This window comes from Pseudomonas sp. P7548, assembly GCF_013386585.1.
Lineage (GTDB): Bacteria > Pseudomonadota > Gammaproteobacteria > Pseudomonadales > Pseudomonadaceae > Aquipseudomonas.
Window position 1 is genome coordinate 221,513 of the sequence record NZ_JACARO010000015.1, and the last position, 22,892, is coordinate 244,404.

Sequence of the window (22,892 nt, forward strand, 5' to 3'; positions counted from 1 at the left end):
TGGGCATTTAAAACGACAAAGGCCCTCGTCGGAGCGAGGGCCTTGGTACAGCCAGACAACCTTTAGCGTGGCAGCTTGAGATTGTTCCAGATGGCAAGGCTGGGTTCAGCCTGGTTCAGGGTATAGAAGTGCAACCCTGGCGCGCCACCTTGTAACAAACGTTCACACATTTCGGTGATGACCTGCTCGCCGAACGCCTGGATGCTCTTGACGTCGTCGCCGTAGGCTTCCAGTTGCTTGCGCACCCAGCGTGGGATTTCAGCGCCGCAGGCGTCGGAGAAGCGCGCCAGCTTGCTGTAGTTGGTGATCGGCATGATGCCCGGCACGATCGGGATGTTGACGCCCATGGCCCGTACACGCTCGACGAAATAGAAGTAGCTGTCGGCGTTGAAGAAGTACTGGGTGATGGCGCTGTCGGCGCCGGCGTTGGCCTTGCGCACGAAATTGTGAAGATCGTCTTCGAAATTGCGCGCCTGGGGGTGCATCTCCGGGTAGGCGGCCACTTCGATGTGGAAGTGATCGCCGCTTTCTTCGCGGATGAAACTCACCAGGTCATTGGCGTAGCGCAGCTCGCCGCTGGCCATGCCCATGCCGGATGGCAGGTCGCCGCGCAGGGCGACGATGCGCTTGATGCCGGCTTGCTTGTATTGGGTCAGCAGGCCGCGCAGGTCGGCCTTGCTGTCGCCCACGCACGACAAGTGCGGAGCGGCGGGAACTTTGACCTGGCTTTCCAGCTGCAGCACGGTGTTGATCGTGCGGTCACGGGTCGAGCCGCCGGCGCCGTAGGTGCAGGAAAAGAAGTCGGGGTTGTAGCTGGCCAACTGAGTAGCAGTCGCCATCAGTTTTTCATGCCCAGCATCGGTCTTGGTCGGGAAGAACTCGAAGCTGTAGCGACGGTCTTGGGACATGGTCGTATCCTTGGAAACTCAAAGGCCTGTAAGACGTGCGCAATCCCTGTAGGCGCTGGCTTGCCGGCGATGGCATCACCTCGATTTTAGTGAGCCACCGAGGCGCCTGCATCGCCGGCAAGCCAGCTCCTACAAGGGCCCGCCCCCAGAAGGAGGCGGGCAGCAGGCAAATCAGTAGCGGTAAGCGTGCGGCTTGAACGGACCTTCGACGGTCACGCCGATGTAGTCGGCCTGGGTCTTGGTCAGTTGGGTGACCACGCCGCCGAAGCCGCGGACCATTTCCAGGGCCACTTCTTCGTCGAGTTTCTTCGGCAGTACTTCCACGGTCAGGCGCTCGGCTTTCTGGGCGGGCGACAGGTCGGCGTACTTCTGGCCGAACAGGAAGATCTGGGCCAGCACCTGGTTGGCGAACGAGCCGTCCATGATGCGGCTTGGGTGGCCGGTAGCGTTGCCCAGGTTAACCAGACGGCCTTCAGCCAGCAGGATCAGGTAGTCGTCGTTCTGTGGGTCGAAATCGCCAGCGCCGGTACGGTGAACCTTGTGTACCTGAGGCTTCACTTCTTCCCATGCCCAGTTCTTGCGCATGAAAGCGGTGTCGATCTCGTTGTCGAAGTGGCCGATGTTGCAGACAACAGCGCGCTTCTTCAGGGCCTTGAGCATGTTTGCGTCGCAAACATTCACGTTACCGGTAGTGGTCACGATCAGGTCGATCTTGCCCAGCAGTGCTTTGTCGATGCTCGCTTCGGTGCCGTCGTTCTGGCCGTTGATGAACGGCGAAACCACTTCGAAACCGTCCATGCAGGCTTGCATGGCGCAGATCGGGTCAACTTCGGAGACTTTAACGATCATGCCTTCCTGACGCAGGGACTGGGACGAACCCTTGCCCACGTCACCGTAGCCGATCACCAGGGCTTGCTTGCCCGACAGCAGGTGGTCGGTGCCGCGCTTGATGGCGTCGTTCAGGCTGTGACGGCAGCCGTACTTGTTGTCGTTCTTGCTCTTGGTCACCGAGTCGTTGACGTTGATGGCCGGGATTTTCAGCTCGCCCTTGGCCAGCATGTCCAGCAGGCGGTGAACGCCAGTGGTGGTCTCTTCGGTCACGCCGTGGACGCGGTCCAGGATGGCCGGGTATTTCTTGTGCAGCAGCTCGGTCAGGTCGCCGCCGTCGTCGAGGATCATGTTGGCATCCCAAGGCGCGCCATCTTTGAGGATGGTTTGCTCCAGGCACCACTCGTACTCTTCTTCAGTCTCGCCTTTCCAGGCGAAGACCGGGATACCGGCAGCCGCGATGGCGGCAGCGGCCTGGTCTTGAGTCGAGAAGATGTTGCAGGACGACCAACGCACTTCGGCACCCAGGGCAACCAGGGTTTCGATCAGCACGGCAGTCTGGATGGTCATGTGGATGCAGCCGAGGATCTTGGCGCCTTTGAGTGGCTGCTCGGCGGCGTACTTGCGACGCAGGCCCATCAGGGCTGGCATTTCGGATTCGGCGATGAAGGTTTCGCGACGGCCCCAGGCAGCGAGGGACATGTCGGCGACCTTGTAGTCGTTGAAATCTGCAGGCGTGTTTACTGCGCTCATGAAGAGCCTCCATTCGTAGTGTGCGAATGGGCGCCGTTGTGCGTTTAGTATCAGGCCGGAAGTACCAGGCCGGACAACGCCCCATCCGAGCCTGACAGGTTGAACCTGCTGCAGCGCCCCTCGGACAGGTGGCGGGAGAACGGTATCAATCGAAGATGACCGTTTTGAAGCGGGGGCGATTATAGCCGTCTGGTTACGCGTTCTAAAAGCCTTTCCGTCGGCCATATGAAGATCGCTGATGGGGTTGATAGGCGATGGCTCATAGAGCTTGGGCCCAGGCTCTGCCATGATGATGCCCATCATTTCGCCAGACGCTTTGGAGTGACCATGAACTTCCACACCCGCAAATGGGTAAAACCCGAAGACCTCAACCCCAACGGCACCCTGTTCGGTGGCAGCCTGCTGCGCTGGATCGACGAAGAAGCGGCCATTTACGCGATTGTCCAGTTGGGCAACCAGCGCGTCGTCACCAAGTACATCTCCGAAATCAACTTTGTCAGCGCTTCGCGCCAGGGCGACATCATCGAACTGGGCATCACCGCCACCGAGTTCGGTCGCACCTCCATCACCCTGACCTGCGAAGTGCGCAACAAGATCACCCGCAAAAGCATCCTGACCGTGGAAAAAATGGTTTTCGTCAACCTTGGCGAAGATGGCTTGCCTGCGCCCCACGGCCGTACCGAGATCAAGTACGTGAAGGATCAGTTTCAGGACGACAACGTCACCGAGTAACACCATCGTGGTGTGATTTGCGTTGCCAAATCATTCCGCCTGGATCTTTCTCCGGCGCCTCATCGCTCAGGACACCCTCCTGTAGCGAGGGCCTGTGTATGAAAGTGCCCTGCTCCCCTGTCCAAATGCGCCCCCTGGACGAGATGATGCGCATCGAGTCGCGCGAGGCCAAGGCCTGGCACATACCGGGCCACTGAACAGCTGTCGTCGCGGCGTGTCGTAGCTACAGGCACCCCTCGAGCGCTGAGCGATCATGGCTACTGAAGAAGACGGCAAGACCCCCAACCTGTCACAGGAAGAGCAGCAGGACGTGGACAAGAACCAGCCGCCTCGCGCGGCGGTTCTGCATGAAATCATCCGCACCCAGGGCGACCAGGAACTGGAGCGCAATGTCGCGGCGCTGTGGTGGTCGGCGCTGGCGGCCGGCCTGACCATGGGGCTGTCCCTGATGGGGATGGGCCTGCTCAATTCACGCTTGCCGGACGGCGAAGGGTTCAAGGTGATCGCCAGCTTCGGTTATTGCGCGGGTTTCCTCGCGGTAATTCTTGCGCGTCAGCAGTTGTTCACCGAAAACACCCTCACCGCCGTGCTGCCGGTGATGAGCAAGCCGACATTGGCCAATGCTGGCCGGTTGCTGCGACTGTGGACCGTGGTGCTGGTGGGCAACCTGTGCGGCACCTTGCTGGTAGCCTACGTGATGCTGCATCTGCCGATTTTCGACACCAAGACCGACATGGCCTTCCTCGACATCGGGCGCAAGGTCATGGAGAACGATCCCGGGCAGATGTTCGCCAAGGGCATTGTCTCCGGTTGGATGATTGCCACCATGGTGTGGATGATCCCGTCGATGGAAAGCGCCAAGCTGTGGATCATTATCCTGATCACTTACTTGATGGCGCTGGGGGACTTTACCCACATCGTGGTGGGCTCGGCGGAGGTGTCTTACCTGGTATTTGCTGGCGAATTGGCCTGGAAGGACTTCTGGCTGGTGTTTGCCGGGCCGACGCTGGCGGGCAACATCATTGGCGGCAGCTTTATCTTTGCGCTGATCAGCCACGCGCAAATCCGCAGTGAAAACAGCCTGCCGGGCAAAAAGGCTGCGGACCCGAGGCATCCGCAGCCGATCAGCAAGGATCAGTGAACGTCAGGCGTGGCCTGGGGCTCGTCCCGGGTCACGCGCTTGACCAGCTTGCCGATGCTCAAACCCTGCAGCAGGATCGACGACAGCACCACGATATAGGTGATGCTCAGCAGCAGGTCACGTTCCGGACCTAGCGGCAGGGCTAGCGCCAGTGCTACCGACACACCGCCGCGCAAACCGCCCCAGGTGAGAATGCGGATGGTGCCCCGTGGCACCGTGCGCCAGCGGCGCAGCAACAGGATCGCTGGGGCGACGGTCAACAGGCGCGAGAGCAGGATTGCCACTGCCAGCAGGCTGGCAGCGAACACATGCAGCCAGTTGAACGGCAACAGCAGCAGCTCCATGCCGATCAGGGCGAACAGCAGGGCGTTGAGCATGTCGTCGAGCAATTCCCAGAAGCCGTCCAGGTAGCGGCGGGTCATGTCGTTCATCGCCAGCTTGCGGCCCAGGTTGCCGATGATCAGGCCGGCCACCACCATCGCGATCGGGGCGGAGACGTGCAGTTCCGTGGCCATCGCCGAGCCGCCGATTACCAAGGCGAGGGTCAGCATCACTTCGATCTGGTGCTGCTCGATGCTCTTGATCATCAGGTACACCAGGTAGCCGATCAGGCCACCAAACACCACGCCGCCGATGGCCTCGTGGGCAAATAGCATGGCAGTGGCGCCCACTGTAGGTGTTTCGCCCAGCTGCGCGATACCCAGCAAGACAGTAAACACCACCACCGCCGTGCCGTCGTTGAATAGCGACTCGCCGACGATGGTGGTTTTAAGCGGTTTGGATGCATTGGCGGTTCGTAGCACACCGAGTACCGCAATCGGGTCGGTGGGGGAGATCAGTGCGCCGAACAACAGGCAGTACAGGAAGCTCACCTGCCAGCCGAACAAGGCAAAGATGTAGTACGCCAGGCTGCCAATCACCACGGTGGCGATCAACACACCAAAGGTCGCCAGCAGGCCGATGGGCCAACGGTAGCTGCGCAGGTCGTTCAGGTTGACGTGCAAGGCGCCGGCAAACAGCAGGAAGGAGAGCATCCAGTTCATCAACAGGTCGCCGAAGTCGATCTGGCCGATCAACTGCTGGATACGTTCTTCCAGGCCGGGGTAGCCGAGAAAGCTCAAGCCTTGCAGGATCAGGGAAAACAGCAAGGCCGTGACCATCACGCCAATGGTGGGCGGCAGGCCGATAAAACGGAAGTTCACATAGGTGAGCAGGGTGGTGAGGCAAATGAAGGCGGCGACAAGTTCAAGCATCCGGGGTCCTTGGAAGTTGGGGGGAGAGGATTGTTGATGGTGGATGGACCGCAACTGCGGCGGGTGGTTGCAAGCGTCCGGGCAAATGCCGGACAGAACCTTTAAGCGCACCGGGGCTCATAGCGGAAGGGTGCGGCCTGGCTTTATTAGTGCTAAAACTCTAACTTCTGACTAAAACGACAAAAAGGAATCAGTGATGACGGTCGCTTTCTGGTGTGTGTTGATCGCAATTTTCCTGCCTTATCTGTGCACGGGCGTGGCCAAGTTCAGCGGCGGCAAGTTCGGGCCACGGCAGAATCACGACCCTCGCGCCTTCCTGGAAACCCTTGACGGGTTTGCCAAGCGCGCCCACAACGCCCAGCTCAACAGTTTTGAAGTCACCCCGGCGTTTGCCGCGGCGGTGATCATCGCGCACCTGGCCGGTACGGCGTCACTGGTGACGATCAATGTGCTGGCGGTGCTGTTTATCACCAGTCGCCTCCTGTACATCATTTGCTACCTGGCGGACTGGGCGATGTTGCGTTCGCTGGTGTGGTTCGTGGGCATGGCGTTGATTGCGAGTTTCTTCTTTGTCTCGATCTAAAGATTGACGACGATCTCCTGTGGGAGCGGGCTTGCTCGCGAATGCGGTGTGTCAGTACCGGATGTGCTGACTGGCACACCGCATTCGCGAGCAAGCCCGCTCCCACATTTTGAACTCTAGCGTCTCTTAGGTTCCGACAGGGGCATCGGGTACGTGCGGCAATGCAGCCCCCTTGGGCCATAGCATCCAGATCTGCCCCTGCTGCTTCATGTTGCCGGCCAGTTCACCCGCCGCGTCGCCGGTTCCCCAGAACAGGTCGGCCCGCACTTCACCCGTGATCGCACCACCTGTGTCCTGCGCCGCGACGGGCCTTGCGATAGGCGAACCATCCGGTTTAGTCGTCGACAGCCACAGCAAGCTGCCCAGCGGAATCACCTTACGGTCCACCGCCACGCTGTAGCCAGCAGTCAGCGGCACGTTTAGCGAACCGCGTGGGCCTTCGTTGCTGTCGGGGCGGGCACTGAAAAACACGTAGCTGGGGTTGCTTGCCAGCAGCTCGGGAATACGTTGCGGGTGTGCCTTGGCCCAGGCGCTGATGGCGCCCATGGTCACGTCATCCTTTTTCAACTCGCCTTGTTCCACCAGCCAGCGGCCGATAGGACGGTACGGGTAGCCGTTCTGGTCGCCATAGCCGACGCGCAGTTGCCGCCCGCCTGCCAGCTGAATGCGGCCTGAGCCCTGGATCTGGAGGAATTGCAGGTCCATTGGGTTTGTTAGCCAAGCGATCGGCTTGGCACTGGAACCTTGGCCATTGATGGTGCTGGCGTCGTCATAAGGCTTGAGCACACGACCTTCCAAGCGACCACGCAGACGCTTGCCCTTGAGTTCCGGGTAGATGCTTTCGAGGTTGACGATAATCAGGTCATCCGGCACGCCATACACCGGCACGTTGGCGGTGGCGGTTTTGGTCAGGCTGCCGGGGTAGACCGGTTCGTAATAGCCGGTGATCAAGCCGTTAGGCGTGTTGTCTGCCGAGCGCAGGCCGAAGACATCCAGGCGCTCCTTGAGAAAGCCGCGAACCGCTGCGGGATTGCCCGGCACGCTGGCTGCAGCGGCACAGGTCGCGCCCCAGACCGGGTCGGCCTTGAGACGTTGGCAGGCACTGCGCCAGGATTCAAAACCGGCCAGCAAGTCAGTGTCGGATACCGTGGGCAAAGCTTCCCAAGGTGCGCTCACGTAGGTGGCGACAGCATGGGGTTTTACGATTTCATCTTTGCCCGCGTCCTTGCCGCCATCGCAGCCGGCCAGCAGCGCGATCATTGGCAGAGCCCACGCCAGGCGGCGGCTCCAGGCTTTTTGGGTGACATTCATACAAACACTTCCTGAAGCGATTGCCCGTGATTTCACGCACTCGGGCAACCCTTATTATTAATAGGGCTATTGGTCTTTACGGGCGGGGCGAGGATACTGGCCGCCGTTTCCCGTGACCTCGAAGCCATCATGACTTTTAAAAGACTGACCGTTGTATTGCTGGCCTGCCTGATGCTGTCCGCCTGTGGCGGTGTCGACCCGAATTCGCCGTTGGGCCAGCGCAAAGCGATCTTCAAGCAGATGCTCAAGACCGGCGAAGACCTGGGTGGCATGTTGCGTGGGCGTATCCCGTTCGACGGTGCGAAGTTCGCTGAAGGCGCGGTCAAGCTCGATGCGTTGTCCCATGAGCCGTGGAAGCACTTCCCGAGCGTGCGCGAGGAAGACCACACGAGTGCCAAGGACAACGTGTGGCAACAGCAGGCACGTTTCCAGGAACTGGCGCGCAACCTTGAAGCCGCCACCGGTGAGCTGGTGATCGCGAGCCAAGTGCAGCCTTACAAGGCCAGCAACCTTGGGCCAGCGGTGCAGAAGGTCGAAGACGCCTGCACGGCCTGCCATAAACAGTTCCGCGACCACTGACCGGTTTTACTTGTCGAGTTCTTCGACTGCGTCCTGCAGTTCTTTGCGGGACTGGGCGAGCTTGTCTTTGCGTTTGTTGATCTTGTCGGCGTCGCCCTTTTTCATCGCCTTGTCGAGGTCGGCCTGACGGCGGCTGACTTCGTGCTTGGCGTCGAGCACCTTGTTCTCACGCTCTTTCTTCAAGGACGCATCAGTGCAATTGGCGGTGACTTCGCTCAGGGCTTTCTCCAGGCCGGCTTGCTGTTCGCTGTTGCCGTGGGCCTTGGCTTGATCGATCTGGGTGCTGATGGCTTGGCGCTTGGCGGCGCAGCCGGTGAGTTGAGGGGCTTCTTCTGCGGCCATTAACGGCGTGGCCATGAAACTTGCGACGGTCAGCAAGGCAAGTGGGGCGAGAAATTTCATGTAGGGCTCCAAGGTCGCAAACAGGTGGCAGGGTGAATTCTGCCGTTGGTTTAAAGGTGGCCGGGCCGGGCTCAAAACCCGTCTATCCCGGCGACGCGTAATGTTTCAGCCAGTGCCTGAACGTGCGGGTCGCGAAAAAAAGCGCTGAGTTGCGCCGCGCGCCCCGGGCCGATGCCGTCTGTGGCCATCCAGGTCTGGGTATCTCTGGCGGCCAGGCTTTGCCAGCCACCGTCCAGGTTGTTGCGTGCCGAAGGGGGTACACCCAGGGCTTTGAGCCATTGTGCAAAGGGCCGTTGCCGGGCGCTGTGAATGCTGTCGAGCACTCGCGCACGGCTGCGGTCGCCGAAGCCATCAATGTTAGCAAGCTCTGCCTCATCCAGGGTTAACCAATCGAGAAAGCCTGCGATTAGACCGGCCTGGAGCAATACGTTCCAGGTTTCACGGCCCATATGGGGCAAAGCCAGGCCCTGGTCGCCGCTCATCCAGGTCAAGCGTGCCAGCAATTGCTCCTCGCAGCCCGGGTCCAGTTGCCAGCAGCTCAAGGGGTGAAAGTCGCGGGCGTCAGGGACAGCGATGGGCACTCGGGTCTCGTTGCGCAGAATCACCTGGTCCAGCCGAGGAATCACCTGGCCGGCCAGGCTGATGGACACATGGTCGCCGGGGCGGATGTCCAGCGCCTGCCAGCGCTTGAGGGAGCCGACGCTGACCCGGCTGATCTGCCTGTCGTCCATCCGCACGGGTTCCAGTTCAAGGATCGGCGTGATGCGCCCGGTTCGCCCGATCTTGAATTGCACCTTGCGTACCAGCGCCAGGGCCTTGGCCGCCGGGTACTTCCAGGCAGCCGCCCAGTAGGGTGTGCTGGCCTGCCAGCGTTCGGCGGGTGCGTGCACGGCTTGATGCAGCACCACCCCATCGCTGGCGAACGGCAACGGGTGGTTGAACCAATAGCTGCGCCAGTGTGTGGCGTCGGTAATGTTCTGGAGGGGCTGGCTGTAGCGCTGGCTGTCTGGGAAACCCCAGCGTGCGAGTGTGGCGAGACGTTCGGTGAAGTCGCGCGGGCCATCGGGCCAGGCCCAGACGAACAGGCCGATACCGCTGGCTTCAGTGTCGCTCAGCTGTCGTCGGTTCATCAGGCCGGCCACCTTGCTGCGGGCGCTTAGCCCGCCGGTGGCCGACTGCACATGATCGGTGAGACGCCAATAGAGTTCGCCTTGCAGCACCAGGTCAACAGGTTCCGGGAGTTGCTGGACGATGCCTGGGATCTTGCGTGCGGCGGCTGACCAGTCCTGGCCGAGCAGCCCGTCGCCGCGACTGATGAGCTGGCTCAAGCGACCCTGGCGATACACCAGTGTCACCGCCACACCGTCGACCTTGGGCTGGATCCAGACGTTTTGCCGTGTACCGAGCCAGTCGCCGACCGCCGCCTCATCCAGCAGTTTTTCCAGGCCCGTGTGAGCGACTGGGTGACGCACTGTGCCTCGCGAACTGGCCAGTGGGTTGTCAGGCTGGGTTTGAGGAAAACACTGGCGCCATTGGGCCAGGCGACCCCGGGCCTGATCGTACAACTCATCGCTGACAGGCGACTGGCCAAGCCGGTGGTAGCTGTCATCCCATTGACTGACCTGTCTGGCCAGACTGTCGAGTTGAGATTGGACGTCATCCGGGCACGCTTCGGCCCACGCCAGGAACGGCACCGCACTCAATAAAAGAGCAATCAGAAAACGCATCATGAGCATCCTTGCCCGAAAAGGACGCACAGCCTAAGTGATCCCCACGGCCACAAAAAAGCCCCGACAGCGCGGGGCTTTTTACCGGGTGTTTCTACTTACTTGAACAGACCGCCCAAGGCTTTCACCGGGTCGGCCTTGGCTTCCTGTGTTTGCGGCTTGGCGTCGGCTTTGGCCTGGGTCTCAGCGAGTTTGTTGCAACCTTTGTTGATCTGGTCTTGAGCGGCTTTGAAGGCTTTCTCTTTGAGATCGTCTTTGGCGGCCTTGGCAGCATCGATCTTGGCTTGCAGGTCGTTGGCTTGTTGCTGGCAATCGCCGGAATTGCTCACGCCCAGTTTGGACGTCAGTGCACCACCCAGGGCGCTCAGGTCGGCAGCATGGGCCGGCAGGGCGAACAGGCTGAGCAGAAGGGCGGCAGGGGCGAGTGTGGAAATGCGCATGAAAACCTCAATGTTCGATTGCCTGCGCGCGTGTCTATCCCGGGCTGGCGCAGGGCAATATCCAAAAAAGGTGAAGGGCCCGAGAGGGCGCGGATTCTAGAGGGCCATTATTTGGCCTGCAAGTATTGGATCCAAAAAACGTGAAGGTCGTCCCGTAAACGCCAGCCATAAAAAAGCCCTGCCGGAGTAACCCGGCAGGGCTCTGTGCACCGCGAGCGATTACAGACCGGCAGCCGTGCGCAGGTCGTTGGCGCGGTCAGTTTTTTCCCACGTGAAGGTGGTGAAGGTGTCGTCGCCGACCGTCTTCTGCGCAGGGGTACGACCGAAGTGGCCGTAGGCTGCGGTTTCCTGATACATCGGGTGCAGCAGGTCGAGCATGGTGGTGATGGCGTAAGGGCGCAGGTCGAAGATCTCACGCACCAGCTTCACGATCTTGTCATCGCTGATCTTGCCGGTGCCGAAGGTGTTCAGCGAGATCGACGTAGGCTGGGCCACACCGATGGCGTAGGAAACCTGGATCTCGCAACGCTCGGCCAGGCCAGCCGCCACGATGTTCTTGGCCACATAACGACCGGCGTAGGCAGCGGAACGGTCAACCTTGGATGGATCTTTGCCGGAGAACGCGCCACCGCCGTGGCGGGCCATGCCGCCGTAGCTGTCGACGATGATCTTGCGACCGGTCAGGCCGCAGTCGCCCACCGGGCCACCGATGATGAACTGGCCGGTCGGGTTGATGTGGAACTGGGTGTCCTTGGTCAGCAACTCGGCAGGCAGCACGTGCTTGACGATCAGCTCCATCACGCCTTCACGCAGATCGGCGTAGGAAACGTCCGGGTTGTGCTGGGTCGACAGTACAACGGCGTCGATACCGACAACCTTGCCGCCTTCGTAACGGCAGGTCACCTGGGACTTGGCGTCCGGGCGCAGCCATGGCAGCAGGCCGGATTTACGAGCTTCGGCTTGCCGTTGCACAAGTTGGTGCGAGAAGGTGATCGGTGCTGGCATCAGCACGTCGGTTTCGTTGCTGGCGTAGCCAAACATCAAGCCCTGGTCGCCGGCACCCTGATCTTCAGGCTTGGCGCGGTCTACACCCTGGTTGATGTCGGGGGACTGCTTGCCGATGATGTTCATCACGCCGCAGGTCGCGCCGTCGAAGCCAACGTCGGAACTGGTGTAGCCGATGTCGGTGATCACGTCACGAACGATCTGCTCCAGGTCAACCCAGGCAGTGGTGGTCACTTCGCCGGCGATGATCGCTACACCGGTTTTCACCAGAGTCTCGCAGGCCACACGGGCGTGCTTGTCTTCAGCAATGATGGCGTCCAGCACCGCATCAGAAATCTGGTCGGCGATTTTGTCCGGATGCCCTTCAGACACGGACTCGGAGGTGAAAAGGGAGTATTCGCTCATCTCGATGTTTTCCTGATATTTACCGATGGTGAGTGTCGCCAGCCGGTCGCTGAAAGTGGCGGACCTGGATCTGGAAACCATTACGTAAACCTACATAGAGGCTTTCCCCGGGAACGAGTCCCGCAGCGGAGGCCCAACGGGCCAGATCGTCCTGTTCAAAGCCTAACCAGAGATCACCGCAGGCCTCCCTGGCCCAATTCTGGTTGTGGCTGCATAAGTCCGTAACCAACAGGCTACCGCCGGGATGCAGCAACCCGGCCATTTGCTTGAGGGCGTCGGCGGGGGCGGCGAAATGGTGCAAGACCATGTTCAGCACCACGCAGTCGGCCCGCAGGCTGGTGTGATTCAGGGCATCGGCCAACTGCAGGCTGACGTTGCCCAGTGCTTCGCGCTCGCACAGCTGGCGCGCCAGTTCGAGCATCGCCGGGCTGTTGTCGAGCGCCGTGACCTGTTGGAAGCGCCGCGCCAGTTCGGGCAGAAAGCCACCGTCCCCGGGGCCGACTTCCAGCGCCGTCGCTTCATCACTGAAGCTCAGCTTGTCCAGCAGTGCTAATACGCTTTCTCGGTACTGGGGCAGACCGGCAATCAGGTCCTGCTGGGCGCGAAACTTCTCGGCGACCCGTGAGAAAAAGTCCTGGCTGGCGGCAGCCCGTTGCCCGTGGACCTGGCCGATGCGCGACTGTACGTCGCTGGGCAGGCTCACGTTATCCACTTCTTCGAGCAGGGCAGCGTGCAGCTTGCCGCCCAGCAGATCGGTGTGGGGCAGGGCGCGGCGGTAGAAAATCGCGTTGCCTTCGCGGCGAGTGGCCACCAGGTCGGCCTGGGCGAGCACCTTCAAATGGTGGCTCATTCCGGACTGGCCGATGGCGAAGATCTGCGCCAGTTCCAGTACGCCGAAAGAGTCGTTGGCCAGTGCGCGCAACACGTTCAGGCGCAGCGGATCACCAGCGGCCTTGCATAAGGCTGCCAATTCTTCGCTGTCGTCGGGACGTAGGGAGGGCACAGGTAGGTTCATAAGGCCAGCAGTCTAGTGACGGGTGGAAAACCCTGCAAGGCCAATATCAAAAAGTTTTGATATTGATCGATAAGTGGCGGTTATAAGCAGCCGCTATAGCCTTTAGACGAACGGGTGACCGGTTTCTGCAAGCGAATGGCGCCCAAAGCACAGGAAAAACGCCCTCAAGTGACTATCTGTGATTGCCCGCAGGCGGTGGCTGAGGGAAAATGCCGGTCCTTTTTTCCGTTTCTTTTCAGCAAACCCCAGGAGATCAGCGATGCCCAGCCGTCGTGAGCGTGCCAACGCCATTCGTGCCCTCAGCATGGATGCCGTGCAAAAAGCCAACAGCGGCCATCCAGGTGCCCCAATGGGCATGGCGGATATCGCCGAGGTGCTTTGGCGTGACTACCTGAAACACAACCCGAGCAACCCATCGTTCGCCGACCGTGACCGCTTCGTGCTGTCCAACGGCCACGGCTCGATGCTGATCTACTCGCTGCTGCACCTGACCGGCTACGACGTCACCATCGACGACCTGAAAAGCTTCCGCCAGCTGCACAGCCGCACCCCGGGTCACCCGGAATTCGGCTACACCCCAGGCGTCGAGACCACCACCGGTCCCCTGGGCCAAGGCCTGGCCAACGCCGTGGGCTTCGCGCTGGCTGAAAAAGTCCTGGGCGCACAGTTCAACCGCCCTGGCCACGACATCGTCGACCACCACACCTACGTGTTCCTGGGTGATGGCTGCATGATGGAAGGTATTTCCCACGAAGTCGCTTCCCTGGCCGGCACCCTGGGCCTGGGCAAGCTGATCGCGTTCTACGATGACAACGGCATCTCCATCGACGGCGAAGTCGAAGGCTGGTTCACCGATGACACCCCTAAGCGTTTCGAAGCCTACAACTGGCAAGTGATCCGCAACGTCGACGGCCACGATCCGGAAGAGATCAAGACCGCCATCGACACCGCCCGCAAGAGCGAGCAGCCGACCCTGATCTGCTGCAAGACCACCATCGGTTTCGGTTCGCCGAACAAGCAAGGTAAAGAGGACTGCCACGGCGCCCCACTGGGTGACGCGGAAATCGCCCTGACCCGTGAAGCCCTGAAGTGGAACCACGGCCCGTTCGAAATCCCGGCTGATATCTACGCCGAGTGGAGCGCCAAGGAAAAAGGCCTGGCGACCGAAGCCGAGTGGGACCAGCGTTTCGCGGCCTACTCTGCCGAATTCCCAGAGTTGGCCAACGAGCTGGTTCGCCGTCTTGCCGGTGACCTGCCTGCCGACTTCTCGGAAAAAGCCTCGGCCTACATCGCCGAAGTCGCGGCCAAGGGCGAGACCATCGCCAGCCGTAAAGCCAGCCAGAACACCCTGAACGCTTTCGGCCCGCTGTTGCCGGAAATCCTCGGCGGTTCGGCTGACCTGGCCGGTTCCAACCTGACCCTGTGGAAAGGCTGCAAAGGTGTGTCGGCTGAAGACGCCAGCGGCAACTACATGTACTACGGCGTACGTGAGTTCGGCATGAGCGCCATCATGAACGGCGTTTCCCTGCACGGTGGCCTGGTGCCTTACGGCGCGACCTTCCTGATGTTCATGGAATACGCCCGCAACGCCGTACGCATGGCTGCGCTGATGAAGAAGCGTGTGATCCATGTGTACACCCACGACTCCATTGGCCTGGGCGAAGACGGCCCGACGCACCAGCCGGTCGAGCAATTGACCAGCCTGCGCACCACGCCGAACCTGGACACCTGGCGCCCAGCCGACGCGGTGGAGTCCGCCGTGGCCTGGAAGCACGCCATCGAGCGTAAAGACGGCCCTTCGGCGCTGATCTTCTCGCGTCAGAACCTGCAACACCAAGTGCGTACCGACGCGCAGATTGCCGACATCGCCCGTGGCGGTTATGTGCTGAAAGACTGCGCGGGCGAGCCGGAACTGATCCTGATCTCCACCGGTTCCGAAGTGGGCCTGACCGTTCAGGCCTACGACAAGCTGACCGAGCAAGGCCGCAAGGTGCGTGTTGTTTCGATGCCGTGCACCAGCGTGTTCGAAGCCCAGGACGCCGGCTACAAGCAATCGGTTCTGCCGCTGCAAGTCGGCGCGCGTATCGCCATCGAAGCGGCTCACGCCGACTACTGGTACAAGTACGTGGGCCTGGAAGGCCGCGTGATCGGCATGACCACCTACGGTGAGTCGGCGCCGGCGCCAGCGTTGTTCGAAGAGTTCGGCTTCACCCTGGAAAACATCCTGGGTCAGGCTGAAGAGCTGCTGGAAGACTAAGGCTGTAAATTGGGGTGGCTGTGCTGGCCCCTTCGCGAGCAAGCCCGCTCCCACATTTGGAATGCATTTCAACTGTGGGAGCGGGCTTGCTCGCGAAGGCGGCGGCACATTCACCTCTTTACCCACGGTAATCGAGAACCTCATGCCTCAACCGCGTCCCTACAAAGTTGCACTCAACGGCTACGGCCGCATTGGTCGTTGCGTCTTGCGTGCTCTGTTTGAGCGAGGGGCGGCGGCCGGGTTTGAAATTGTGGCGATCAACGATCTGGCCGACATGGCCAGCATCGAATACCTGACACGCTTTGACTCCACCCACGGCCGGTTCCCCGGCGAAGTGCGGGTTGAGGGCGATTGTCTGCACATTAATGGCAACTGCGTGCAGGTCTTGCGCAGTGCCACCCCCGAAGGTATCGACTGGAAAGCACTGGGCGTCGACCTGGTGCTGGAATGTTCCGGTGTCTATCACACCCGCGCCGACGGCCAGCGTTTTCTCGACGCCGGCGCGCCGCGTGTGCTGTTTTCCCAGCCGATGGCCAGCGAGGCGGATGTCGACGCCACCATCGTCTACGGCATCAATCAGGATTGCCTGACCGGTGATGAGCTGCTGGTGTCCAACGCCTCCTGCACCACCAACTGCAGCGTGCCGTTGTTGCGTTTGCTGGATCAGGCGATCGGCCTGGACTACGTGTCGATCACCACGATTCACTCGGCGATGAACGACCAGCCGGTGATCGACGCCTATCACCATGAAGACTTGCGCCGTACGCGTTCGGCGTTCCAGTCCGTGATTCCGGTGTCCACCGGCCTGGCTCGCGGTATCGAAAGATTGTTGCCGGAACTTGCCGGGCGAATCCAGGCCAAAGCCGTACGGGTGCCGACGGTGAATGTGTCCTGCCTGGACATCACCATGCAAACCGTCAGCGACACTGATGCGACGGAGGTCAACCGGATCCTGCGCGACGCCGCCACCAGCGGCCCGCTCAAAGGCTTATTGGCCTACACCGAGTTGCCCCACGCCAGTTGTGATTTCAACCATGACCCGCATTCGGCGATTGTCGATGCCAGCCAGACCCGCGTTTCCGGCCCGAGGCTGGTGAACATCCTGGCCTGGTTCGATAACGAATGGGGTTTTGCCAACCGCATGTTGGATGTTGCGGAACATTATCTGCACATCGCCTCTAAACAACCTCAACAGTAATTCAGGAACTGCGACCCATGACCGTGTTGAAGATGACCGACCTCGATCTGCAAGGTAAGCGCGTACTGATTCGCGAAGACCTCAACGTCCCCGTCAAGGACGGTGTTGTCGCCAGCGATGCGCGAATCCTGGCCTCGCTGCCGACCATCAAGCTGGCCCTGGAAAAAGGCGCGGCCGTCATGGTCTGCTCCCACCTGGGTCGTCCGACCGAAGGTGAGTTCTCCGCTGAAAACAGCCTCAAGCCTGTCGCCGACTACCTGAGCAAAGCCCTGGGCCGCGACGTGCCGCTGGTGGCTGACTACCTGGGTGGCGTCGACGTCAAGGCCGGCGACATCGTGCTGTTCGAAAACGTGCGCTTCAACAAGGGCGAGAAAAAGAACAGCGACGAACTGGCCCAGCAATACGCGGCGCTGTGCGACGTGTTCGTGATGGACGCATTCGGTACCGCTCACCGCGCTGAAGGTTCGACCCACGGCGTGGCCAAGTTCGCCAAGGTGGCAGCTGCTGGCCCGTTGCTGGCTGCTGAACTGGACGCACTGGGCAAGGCCTTGGGCGCTCCGGCGCAACCGATGGCCGCCATCGTGGCCGGCTCCAAGGTGTCCACCAAGCTGGATGTGCTCAACAGCCTGAGCCAGATCTGCAACCAGTTGATCGTCGGCGGCGGCATCGCCAACACCTTCCTGGCCGCAGCCGGTCATCCGGTGGGCAAATCCCTGTACGAGCCGGACCTGCTGGATACCGCCCGCGCCATCGCCGCCAAGGTCAGTGTGCCATTGCCGGTAGACGTGGTCGTCGCCAAGGAATTCGCCGAAAGCGCAGAAGCCACCATCAAGCTGATCGCTGATGTGGCCGCCGACGACATGATCCTGGACATCGGCCCGCAAACCGCGGCCAACTTCGCCGAACTGCTGAAAGCCTCCCAGACCATCCTGTGGAACGGCCCAGTCGGCGTGTTCGAATTCGACCAGTTCGGTAACGGCACCAAAGTGCTGGCCAAAGCCATCGCTGAAAGCTCGGCATTCTCCATCGCGGGCGGTGGCGACACCCTGGCGGCCATCGATAAATATGGCGTTGCTGACCAGATCTCCTACATTTCTACCGGTGGCGGCGCATTCCTCGAATTCGTCGAAGGCAAAGTACTGCCGGCCGTTGAAGTGCTGGAAACCCGAGCCAAAGGCTGAGGCTCGTGATCCGGAAAAGGAGTATTCCCATGATCAAGTCGTTGGCACTGGTGATCGCAGCGGGCCTGTTGGCCGGCTGCGGCAGCACGCCAAGCGCGGCCCCGGAGGCGGGTAACCCTGCGCCGGGGCAGCCGAAAAAAAGCTGCTACCAGGCGGACTGGCAGGCCGAGACCATGCCGGTGATCAACAAGCGCATCGGCAACGAACGCTTGGAGAAATACGACGCCGCGCCCAACGGTCAGGAACAGGGGTGCCCTTGACGGGTCTGATCAACTGGCGGCCGTGGGCCGCCCTACGAGGATTGGCAATGAAAGGCGTTTTCGCCCTGGCAGCCGTGGCCCTGTTGGCCGGCTGCAGCAGCATGAACATGTTCACCAGCAAGGCCGAGCCTGCCGACAAGTGGACTACCTGGACCTGCGACAGCAAGGCCGAGGTCAACTGGCGCTTTGCTAATCAGGCTAAATCCGAGGTGGACGTACGCCTCGGTGGTTCCGACCAGGTTTATCGCCTTAAACAGGACGTTGCCGCTTCGGGCGTGCTGTATGCCAACGACCAACTGGCGTTTCACACAAAAGGTGAGGAAGGCCTGGTTTACTGGGTGGCCACCGACGATTTGATCGGCCGTGGTTGCAAAGCCCAGTAGTGGGATCAATGAAGATCAAATGTGGGAGCTCCCTCGCCACAGCAAGCCAGCTCCCACATGATTCGGTTCCAGATTGGAATTTGGGTCAACCTATTAGCAATAACGATTCAGCAGGCCAAGGCTCAACCCCTTGATCTGCAATAACTTGAATAGCAGCCACCGCTACGGCAGGCTTGCACGATTAACGACCCTCGACCGGGAGAGACAACACAATGGCACTTATCAGCATGCGTCAAATGCTGGACCACGCAGCCGAGTTCGGCTACGGCGTCCCAGCCTTTAACGTCAACAACCTTGAGCAGATGCGCGCCATCATGGAAGCCGCTGACAAGACCGACTCCCCCGTGATCGTCCAGGCTTCGGCCGGTGCCCGCAAATACGCCGGCGCGCCGTTCCTGCGTCACCTGATCCTCGCGGCCATCGAAGAATTCCCGCACATCCCGGTGTGCATGCACCAGGACCACGGCACCAGCCCTGACGTGTGCCAGCGCTCCATCCAACTGGGCTTCAGCTCGGTGATGATGGACGGCTCCCTTGGCGAAGACGGCAAGACCCCAACCGACTACGAGTACAACGTACGCGTGACCCAACAAACCGTCGCCATGGCCCACGCCTGCGGCGTGTCGGTTGAAGGCGAGCTGGGCTGCCTGGGTTCCCTGGAAACCGGCATGGCCGGTGAAGAAGACGGCATCGGCGCCGAAGGCGTGCTGGATCACAGCCAAATGCTGACCGACCCGGAAGAAGCTGCAGACTTCGTGAAGAAGACCCAAGTCGACGCCCTGGCTATCGCCATCGGCACCAGCCACGGCGCCTACAAGTTCACCAAGCCACCGACCGGCGACGTGCTGGCCATCGACCGTATCAAGGAAATCCACAAGCGCATCCCTAACACCCACCTGGTGATGCACGGTTCTTCCTCGGTCCCGCAAGAGTGGCTGGCGATCATCAACCAGTACGGCGGCGACATCAAAGAAACCTACGGCGTACCGGTTGAAGAAATCGTCGAAGGCATCAAGTACGGCGTGCGCAAGGTCAACATCGACACCGACCTGCGCCTGGCATCCACCGGCGCCATGCGTCGCCTGATGGCCACCAACCCAAGCGAATTCGACCCGCGTAAGTTCTTTGGCGCCACCGTAACCGCGATGCGTGATGTGTGTATCGCACGTTATGAAGCGTTTGGTACTGCCGGTAATGCTTCGAAGATCAAGCCGATCTCGTTGGAAGCGATGTACCAGCGGTATTTGAAGGGTGAGTTGAACGCTAAGGTGAATTGAGCCTTAGACGTTTAAAAAGAAGCCCGCAGTGATGCGGGCTTTTTTGTGCCTGCCTTTGTAGGAGCTGGCTTGCCGGCGATCGTGGGCTACCACTCAACATATCTGTGACTGACACGCCGCAATCGCCGGCAAGCCGGCTCCTACAGGTATTGAGGCCGCTTTCACTCGTGATCAATATCCAACTTAGCAAACGTCACCCTTGCCCCCTCCTTGCTGTTCCCGCTGTTGTCCTGCACATACACCCCCGCCTTGAAATACAACGGCTTCGCGCCCCACGCCGCGCCGATGCGTTCGTTCCATTCCCCGTCGGCGGCATACACGCTTAACAGTCCGGCTTTGTTCAAGTTGATGACGTAAGTGAAGCTTTTCTCCAGCGGCACATTCGACGCCACGATGATCACCCGCCCTTCATCCTCATCCGGGCGCATGCGCACTTTGGCGACGATGTTGCCGGTCTGGGTCTTTTCCTTGAACTGGTACTCCAATTTGATCAGCGGCTTCTGGCTGTCATAGGCATGAATCTGCCCTATCACGACCTTGCCGGTGGAGGGCACTTGATTGACCACCAAGGTCGCACGCAGGAAGTTGTCGGCATCCGGGTAGGTCCAGTTGCGCAGGCGCCCATCGGCGTAGGTCTCGCGCAGTTCGCTGCGCGGGTAGATGGCGTTTTCGGTGCGGCTGCCGGTCACCGGGGTCCAGAATTGCACGTTGCTGCCTTCGGCCTGGAAATATTGGTCCTTGAAGCCGCTGAGCAGTTTCGGGGTGTCGATGGTCGCCGGTGGCGAGCCGACCGGAATGCTCAGGTTCCAGGTAGAGAGGTCGATCATGGCGTTGGCCTTTTACAGAGGGTGAAAGCTTTAGCCCGGGGGCTCACAGGTTCTTTATAGGCGCTGGCGGCTCACTTGTTAAACGGCTGATGGCGATTTATTGGCGTCAAGGGAATGCCAAAAAGCCATGTTTCCCGTGAATCGGGGCCTGCAGGGGTTGACCGTTAGTCGGCTTCCTGAGCTTTGGGTCAATGATGGCACCCGCGTCACTTCTGATTTTCGGGAACCGGGGCTAGAGTGAGGCCTCAGCGTTTGTCCGGGTTTTCTCTCAGAAATGACCGGAAGCACCCCAAGGAAGAGACGTAGCATGGATGGCGCCCCACACCACGGCGATGGCAGTTCGGTTCTTCTGGTGGTCGACGACTACCCGGAAAACCTGATCAGCATGCGCGCGCTGTTGCACCGCGATGACTGGCAGGTCGTCACCGCCAGCTCCGGTGTGGAGGCCTTGGAGCTGTTGCTGGCGCACGAAGTCGACCTGGTATTGCTCGATGTGATGATGCCTGGCATGGACGGCTTTGAAGTCGCACGGTTGATGCGCGGCAGCCAACGCACCCGCATGACGCCGATCATTTTCCTCAGTGCCCATGCGCAATCCCCATCTGCGGTGCTGGAAGGTTATGCCAGTGGCGCCATCGACTACCTGCTCAAACCCTTCGACCCCAATATTCTCAAGCCCAAGGTCCAGGCGTTGCTGGAGCACCAGCGCAACCGCCGCGCGCTGCAACGCCTGAGCCATGACCTGGAGTCCGCCCGCGCCTTTAATGCCTCGGTGTTGGACAACGCTGCCGAAGGCATCCTGGTGGTGAGTGAAGAGGGCGTGATCGAGTACGCCAACCCGGCCATTTCGCGCCTGCTCAACGCGACGCTCCAGGAGCTGCAAGGTCGGGAGTTCCTGGGTTTCCTGCAAAAACCCCATGTGCCCGTGTGGCTGGAGTCGCAGATGATGGCCGGGTATCGCAAGGGCGAGACCTGGCGCCTGCACGACGCCATCTTGCGTACCGATCGCGGCCAGCAGGTACCGGTGGCCATGTCCTGTGCGTCGCTGCCGGCCGAGCGCAAGGCGATGGTGGTGACGGTGCTGGACATGTCCGAGGTGCGCCACCTGCACCAGCAACTGGAGTTCCAGGCGGTCACCGACCCGCTGACCGGGCTGTTGAACCGGCGGGGGTTCTACCAAGCGGTGGAAAACACCTTGCTGCGCAACGAACGGAGCGAACAGTCCCTGGTCTTGCTGTACCTGGACCTGGATGGCTTCAAGCGGGTCAACGATTCGCTGGGCCATGACGCCGGTGACCGGGTGCTGCGCTGGGTGTCGGAGCAGTTGCAAAGCTGCCTGCGCTCCTATGATGTGCTTGGGCGCATGGGCGGTGATGAATTCACTGCGTTGCTGGAGCTGGAGTTCCCCGAGCAGGCAGCCAAGATTGCGGAAAAACTGATCGAACGGGTGTCGGTGTGCCAGCAGGTCGAGGGGCTGGACGTGATGCTCGGGGTCAGCATTGGCATCGCGACGTTCCCCGACTGCGGCTCGGACCTGAACGGCTTGCTGCGGGCCGCTGACATTGCCATGTACGAAGCCAAGCGGGCGGGGCGTCAGCAATATCGCTATTACGATCAGGAAATGAACGGCCGCGCCCGCTCGCGCCTGATGCTTGAAGACAGTGTGCGCACGGCCATCCAGAACAAGGACTTCACCCTGGTCTACCAGCCTCAGGTGGGCCTGGCCGATGGGCGGTTGCGCGGCGTCGAGGCGCTGTTGCGCTGGCAGCACCCCAGCGTCGGCGATGTGCCGCCCGGGTTGTTCCTGCCGTTGCTGGAAGAGGCGCGGCTGATCAGCCAGCTCAGTGCGTGGATCTACCAGCAAGTCGCGGCCCAGCGCCAGGCCTGGCAAGCCAGCTTCGACAGCGAGCTGGTGCTGAGCGTGAGCCTGAGCAGCAGCCAGTTCAACATGCCCAACCTGGCCAACCAGCTGCAGCAGGTGCTCGAACGACATGGGCTGCAGGGGCGGCAGTTGGAGGTGGAAATCAGTGAAGACAGCTTGATGAGCAACCTTGAAGAGTCGACCAAGCAACTGCGGCTGCTGCGCCAGATCGGCGTGCGGACCGCCCTGGATGACTTCGGTTGCGGCCATTGTTCATTGGCCCATTTGCGCGATCTGGAGTTCGATACCCTCAAGCTTGACCCGCGCCTGGTGGCGCGCCTGCCGGCCTCGGCGCGGGATGCGGCGTTGGCGCGCAGCATTATTGAGCTGTGTGGGCATTTTGATGTGCTGGTGGTGGCCGAGGGGGTCGAGACGCTGGAGCAATCCCAGTGGCTCAAGGCCAACGGTTGCCCATTTATCCAGGGGCCGTTGGCCGCGCAGCCGCTGATGGCAGAGGAAGTGGCGGGCTGGTCGTCCCCGCGCCTGCGCTGAATTCGCTACACTGG

The 22,892-nt window shown here is 60.9% G+C and carries 21 protein-coding genes and 1 riboswitch; of the genes, 11 read left to right on the forward strand and 10 right to left on the reverse strand.

Annotated elements, in window-relative coordinates:
• Positions 1-62: 62 nt before the first annotated feature.
• Both metF and ahcY read right to left on the reverse strand, forming a co-directional pair.
• Positions 63-908, reverse strand: coding sequence for a methylenetetrahydrofolate reductase [NAD(P)H] (gene metF, locus HX803_RS08990; protein WP_178920074.1), 846 nt, complete (start codon positions 906-908; stop codon positions 63-65).
• Positions 909-1,079: 171 nt separating this feature from the next.
• Positions 1,080-2,489 (reverse strand): adenosylhomocysteinase, encoded by a 1,410-nt coding sequence (ahcY, locus tag HX803_RS08995; RefSeq protein ID WP_178920075.1) that lies wholly within the window; start codon positions 2,487-2,489, stop codon positions 1,080-1,082.
• A gap of 21 nt (positions 2,490-2,510) precedes the next feature.
• Positions 2,511-2,617: riboswitch (S-adenosyl-L-homocysteine riboswitch) on the reverse strand.
• A 199-nt stretch (positions 2,618-2,816) separates the two neighbouring features.
• On the opposite strand from ahcY, the gene HX803_RS09000 reads away from it, so the two are divergent.
• Positions 2,817-3,221, forward strand: coding sequence for a hotdog domain-containing protein (locus HX803_RS09000; RefSeq protein WP_178920076.1), 405 nt, complete (start codon positions 2,817-2,819; stop codon positions 3,219-3,221).
• A gap of 253 nt (positions 3,222-3,474) precedes the next feature.
• Positions 3,475-4,362 (forward strand): formate/nitrite transporter family protein, encoded by an 888-nt coding sequence (locus HX803_RS09005; protein ID WP_178920077.1) that lies wholly within the window; start codon positions 3,475-3,477, stop codon positions 4,360-4,362.
• On the opposite strand, the gene HX803_RS09010 is transcribed toward HX803_RS09005, so the two are convergent.
• Entirely contained in the window at positions 4,356-5,615 is a 1,260-nt protein-coding gene (locus HX803_RS09010) for a sodium:proton antiporter (RefSeq protein WP_178920078.1), read from the reverse strand. The genes HX803_RS09005 and HX803_RS09010 overlap by 7 nt on opposite strands.
• A gap of 196 nt (positions 5,616-5,811) precedes the next feature.
• Here HX803_RS09010 and HX803_RS09015 point away from each other — a divergent pair, with 196 nt between their 5' ends.
• The gene (locus HX803_RS09015; RefSeq protein WP_176996725.1) at positions 5,812-6,198 is read left to right on the forward strand and encodes an MAPEG family protein; all 387 of its coding nucleotides are present in this window, start codon (positions 5,812-5,814) and stop codon (positions 6,196-6,198) included.
• Positions 6,199-6,324: 126 nt separating this feature from the next.
• Here the strand turns inward: HX803_RS09015 and HX803_RS09020 are convergent, their stop codons facing one another.
• Positions 6,325-7,509: a murein transglycosylase A gene (locus HX803_RS09020; protein WP_178920079.1), complete on the reverse strand. Its 1,185-nt coding sequence runs from the start codon at positions 7,507-7,509 to the stop codon at positions 6,325-6,327.
• A gap of 129 nt (positions 7,510-7,638) precedes the next feature.
• Between HX803_RS09020 and HX803_RS09025 the strand changes: the two genes are divergently transcribed.
• On the forward strand, positions 7,639-8,088 hold the full coding sequence (locus HX803_RS09025) for a cytochrome c (protein WP_178920080.1): 450 nt from the start codon (positions 7,639-7,641) through the stop codon (positions 8,086-8,088).
• Positions 8,089-8,094: 6 nt separating this feature from the next.
• Here HX803_RS09025 and HX803_RS09030 read toward each other — a convergent pair whose 3' ends face one another.
• The 5 genes from HX803_RS09030 to HX803_RS09050 all read right to left on the reverse strand — a co-directional run bounded on the left by HX803_RS09030 (position 8,095) and on the right by HX803_RS09050 (position 13,082).
• Positions 8,095-8,490, reverse strand: coding sequence for a DUF1090 domain-containing protein (locus HX803_RS09030; RefSeq protein ID WP_178920081.1), 396 nt, complete (start codon positions 8,488-8,490; stop codon positions 8,095-8,097).
• 71 nt (positions 8,491-8,561) lie between these two features.
• A complete protein-coding gene (gene ligB / locus HX803_RS09035) occupies positions 8,562-10,220 on the reverse strand; it encodes an NAD-dependent DNA ligase LigB (protein ID WP_178920082.1) in 1,659 nt (552 codons plus the stop codon).
• Between the two features lie 95 nt (positions 10,221-10,315).
• Positions 10,316-10,657: a hypothetical protein gene (locus HX803_RS09040; RefSeq protein ID WP_178920083.1), complete on the reverse strand. Its 342-nt coding sequence runs from the start codon at positions 10,655-10,657 to the stop codon at positions 10,316-10,318.
• Positions 10,658-10,876: 219 nt separating this feature from the next.
• Complete coding sequence (gene metK / locus HX803_RS09045; RefSeq protein WP_178920084.1) at positions 10,877-12,067, reverse strand: methionine adenosyltransferase; 1,191 nt, start codon at positions 12,065-12,067, stop codon at positions 10,877-10,879.
• A 19-nt stretch (positions 12,068-12,086) separates the two neighbouring features.
• Complete coding sequence (locus tag HX803_RS09050; RefSeq protein ID WP_178920085.1) at positions 12,087-13,082, reverse strand: metalloregulator ArsR/SmtB family transcription factor; 996 nt, start codon at positions 13,080-13,082, stop codon at positions 12,087-12,089.
• A gap of 259 nt (positions 13,083-13,341) precedes the next feature.
• Between HX803_RS09050 and tkt the strand changes: the two genes are divergently transcribed.
• From tkt to fba, 6 genes are all read left to right on the forward strand, one after another.
• The gene (tkt, locus tag HX803_RS09055; protein ID WP_178920086.1) at positions 13,342-15,339 is read left to right on the forward strand and encodes a transketolase; all 1,998 of its coding nucleotides are present in this window, start codon (positions 13,342-13,344) and stop codon (positions 15,337-15,339) included.
• Positions 15,340-15,481: 142 nt separating this feature from the next.
• Positions 15,482-16,537 carry an erythrose-4-phosphate dehydrogenase gene (gene epd / locus HX803_RS09060; protein WP_016977753.1) on the forward strand — a complete coding sequence of 352 codons (1,056 nt, stop codon included), beginning with the start codon at positions 15,482-15,484 and terminating at the stop codon, positions 16,535-16,537.
• A 17-nt stretch (positions 16,538-16,554) separates the two neighbouring features.
• Positions 16,555-17,718 (forward strand): phosphoglycerate kinase, encoded by a 1,164-nt coding sequence (locus HX803_RS09065; RefSeq protein WP_178920087.1) that lies wholly within the window; start codon positions 16,555-16,557, stop codon positions 17,716-17,718.
• 29 nt (positions 17,719-17,747) lie between these two features.
• A complete protein-coding gene (locus tag HX803_RS09070) occupies positions 17,748-17,978 on the forward strand; it encodes a hypothetical protein (protein ID WP_176996715.1) in 231 nt (76 codons plus the stop codon).
• A gap of 47 nt (positions 17,979-18,025) precedes the next feature.
• Positions 18,026-18,361: an MliC family protein gene (locus HX803_RS09075; protein ID WP_178920088.1), complete on the forward strand. Its 336-nt coding sequence runs from the start codon at positions 18,026-18,028 to the stop codon at positions 18,359-18,361.
• Between the two features lie 212 nt (positions 18,362-18,573).
• On the forward strand, positions 18,574-19,638 hold the full coding sequence (gene fba, locus HX803_RS09080) for a class II fructose-bisphosphate aldolase (RefSeq protein ID WP_003177554.1): 1,065 nt from the start codon (positions 18,574-18,576) through the stop codon (positions 19,636-19,638).
• 161 nt (positions 19,639-19,799) lie between these two features.
• Here fba and HX803_RS09085 read toward each other — a convergent pair whose 3' ends face one another.
• Complete coding sequence (locus HX803_RS09085) at positions 19,800-20,465, reverse strand: polysaccharide lyase family 7 protein (RefSeq protein WP_178920089.1); 666 nt, start codon at positions 20,463-20,465, stop codon at positions 19,800-19,802.
• Positions 20,466-20,772: 307 nt separating this feature from the next.
• Here HX803_RS09085 and HX803_RS09090 point away from each other — a divergent pair, with 307 nt between their 5' ends.
• Complete coding sequence (locus HX803_RS09090) at positions 20,773-22,878, forward strand: bifunctional diguanylate cyclase/phosphodiesterase (protein WP_178920090.1); 2,106 nt, start codon at positions 20,773-20,775, stop codon at positions 22,876-22,878.
• The last annotated feature ends 14 nt before the right edge of the window (positions 22,879-22,892 follow it).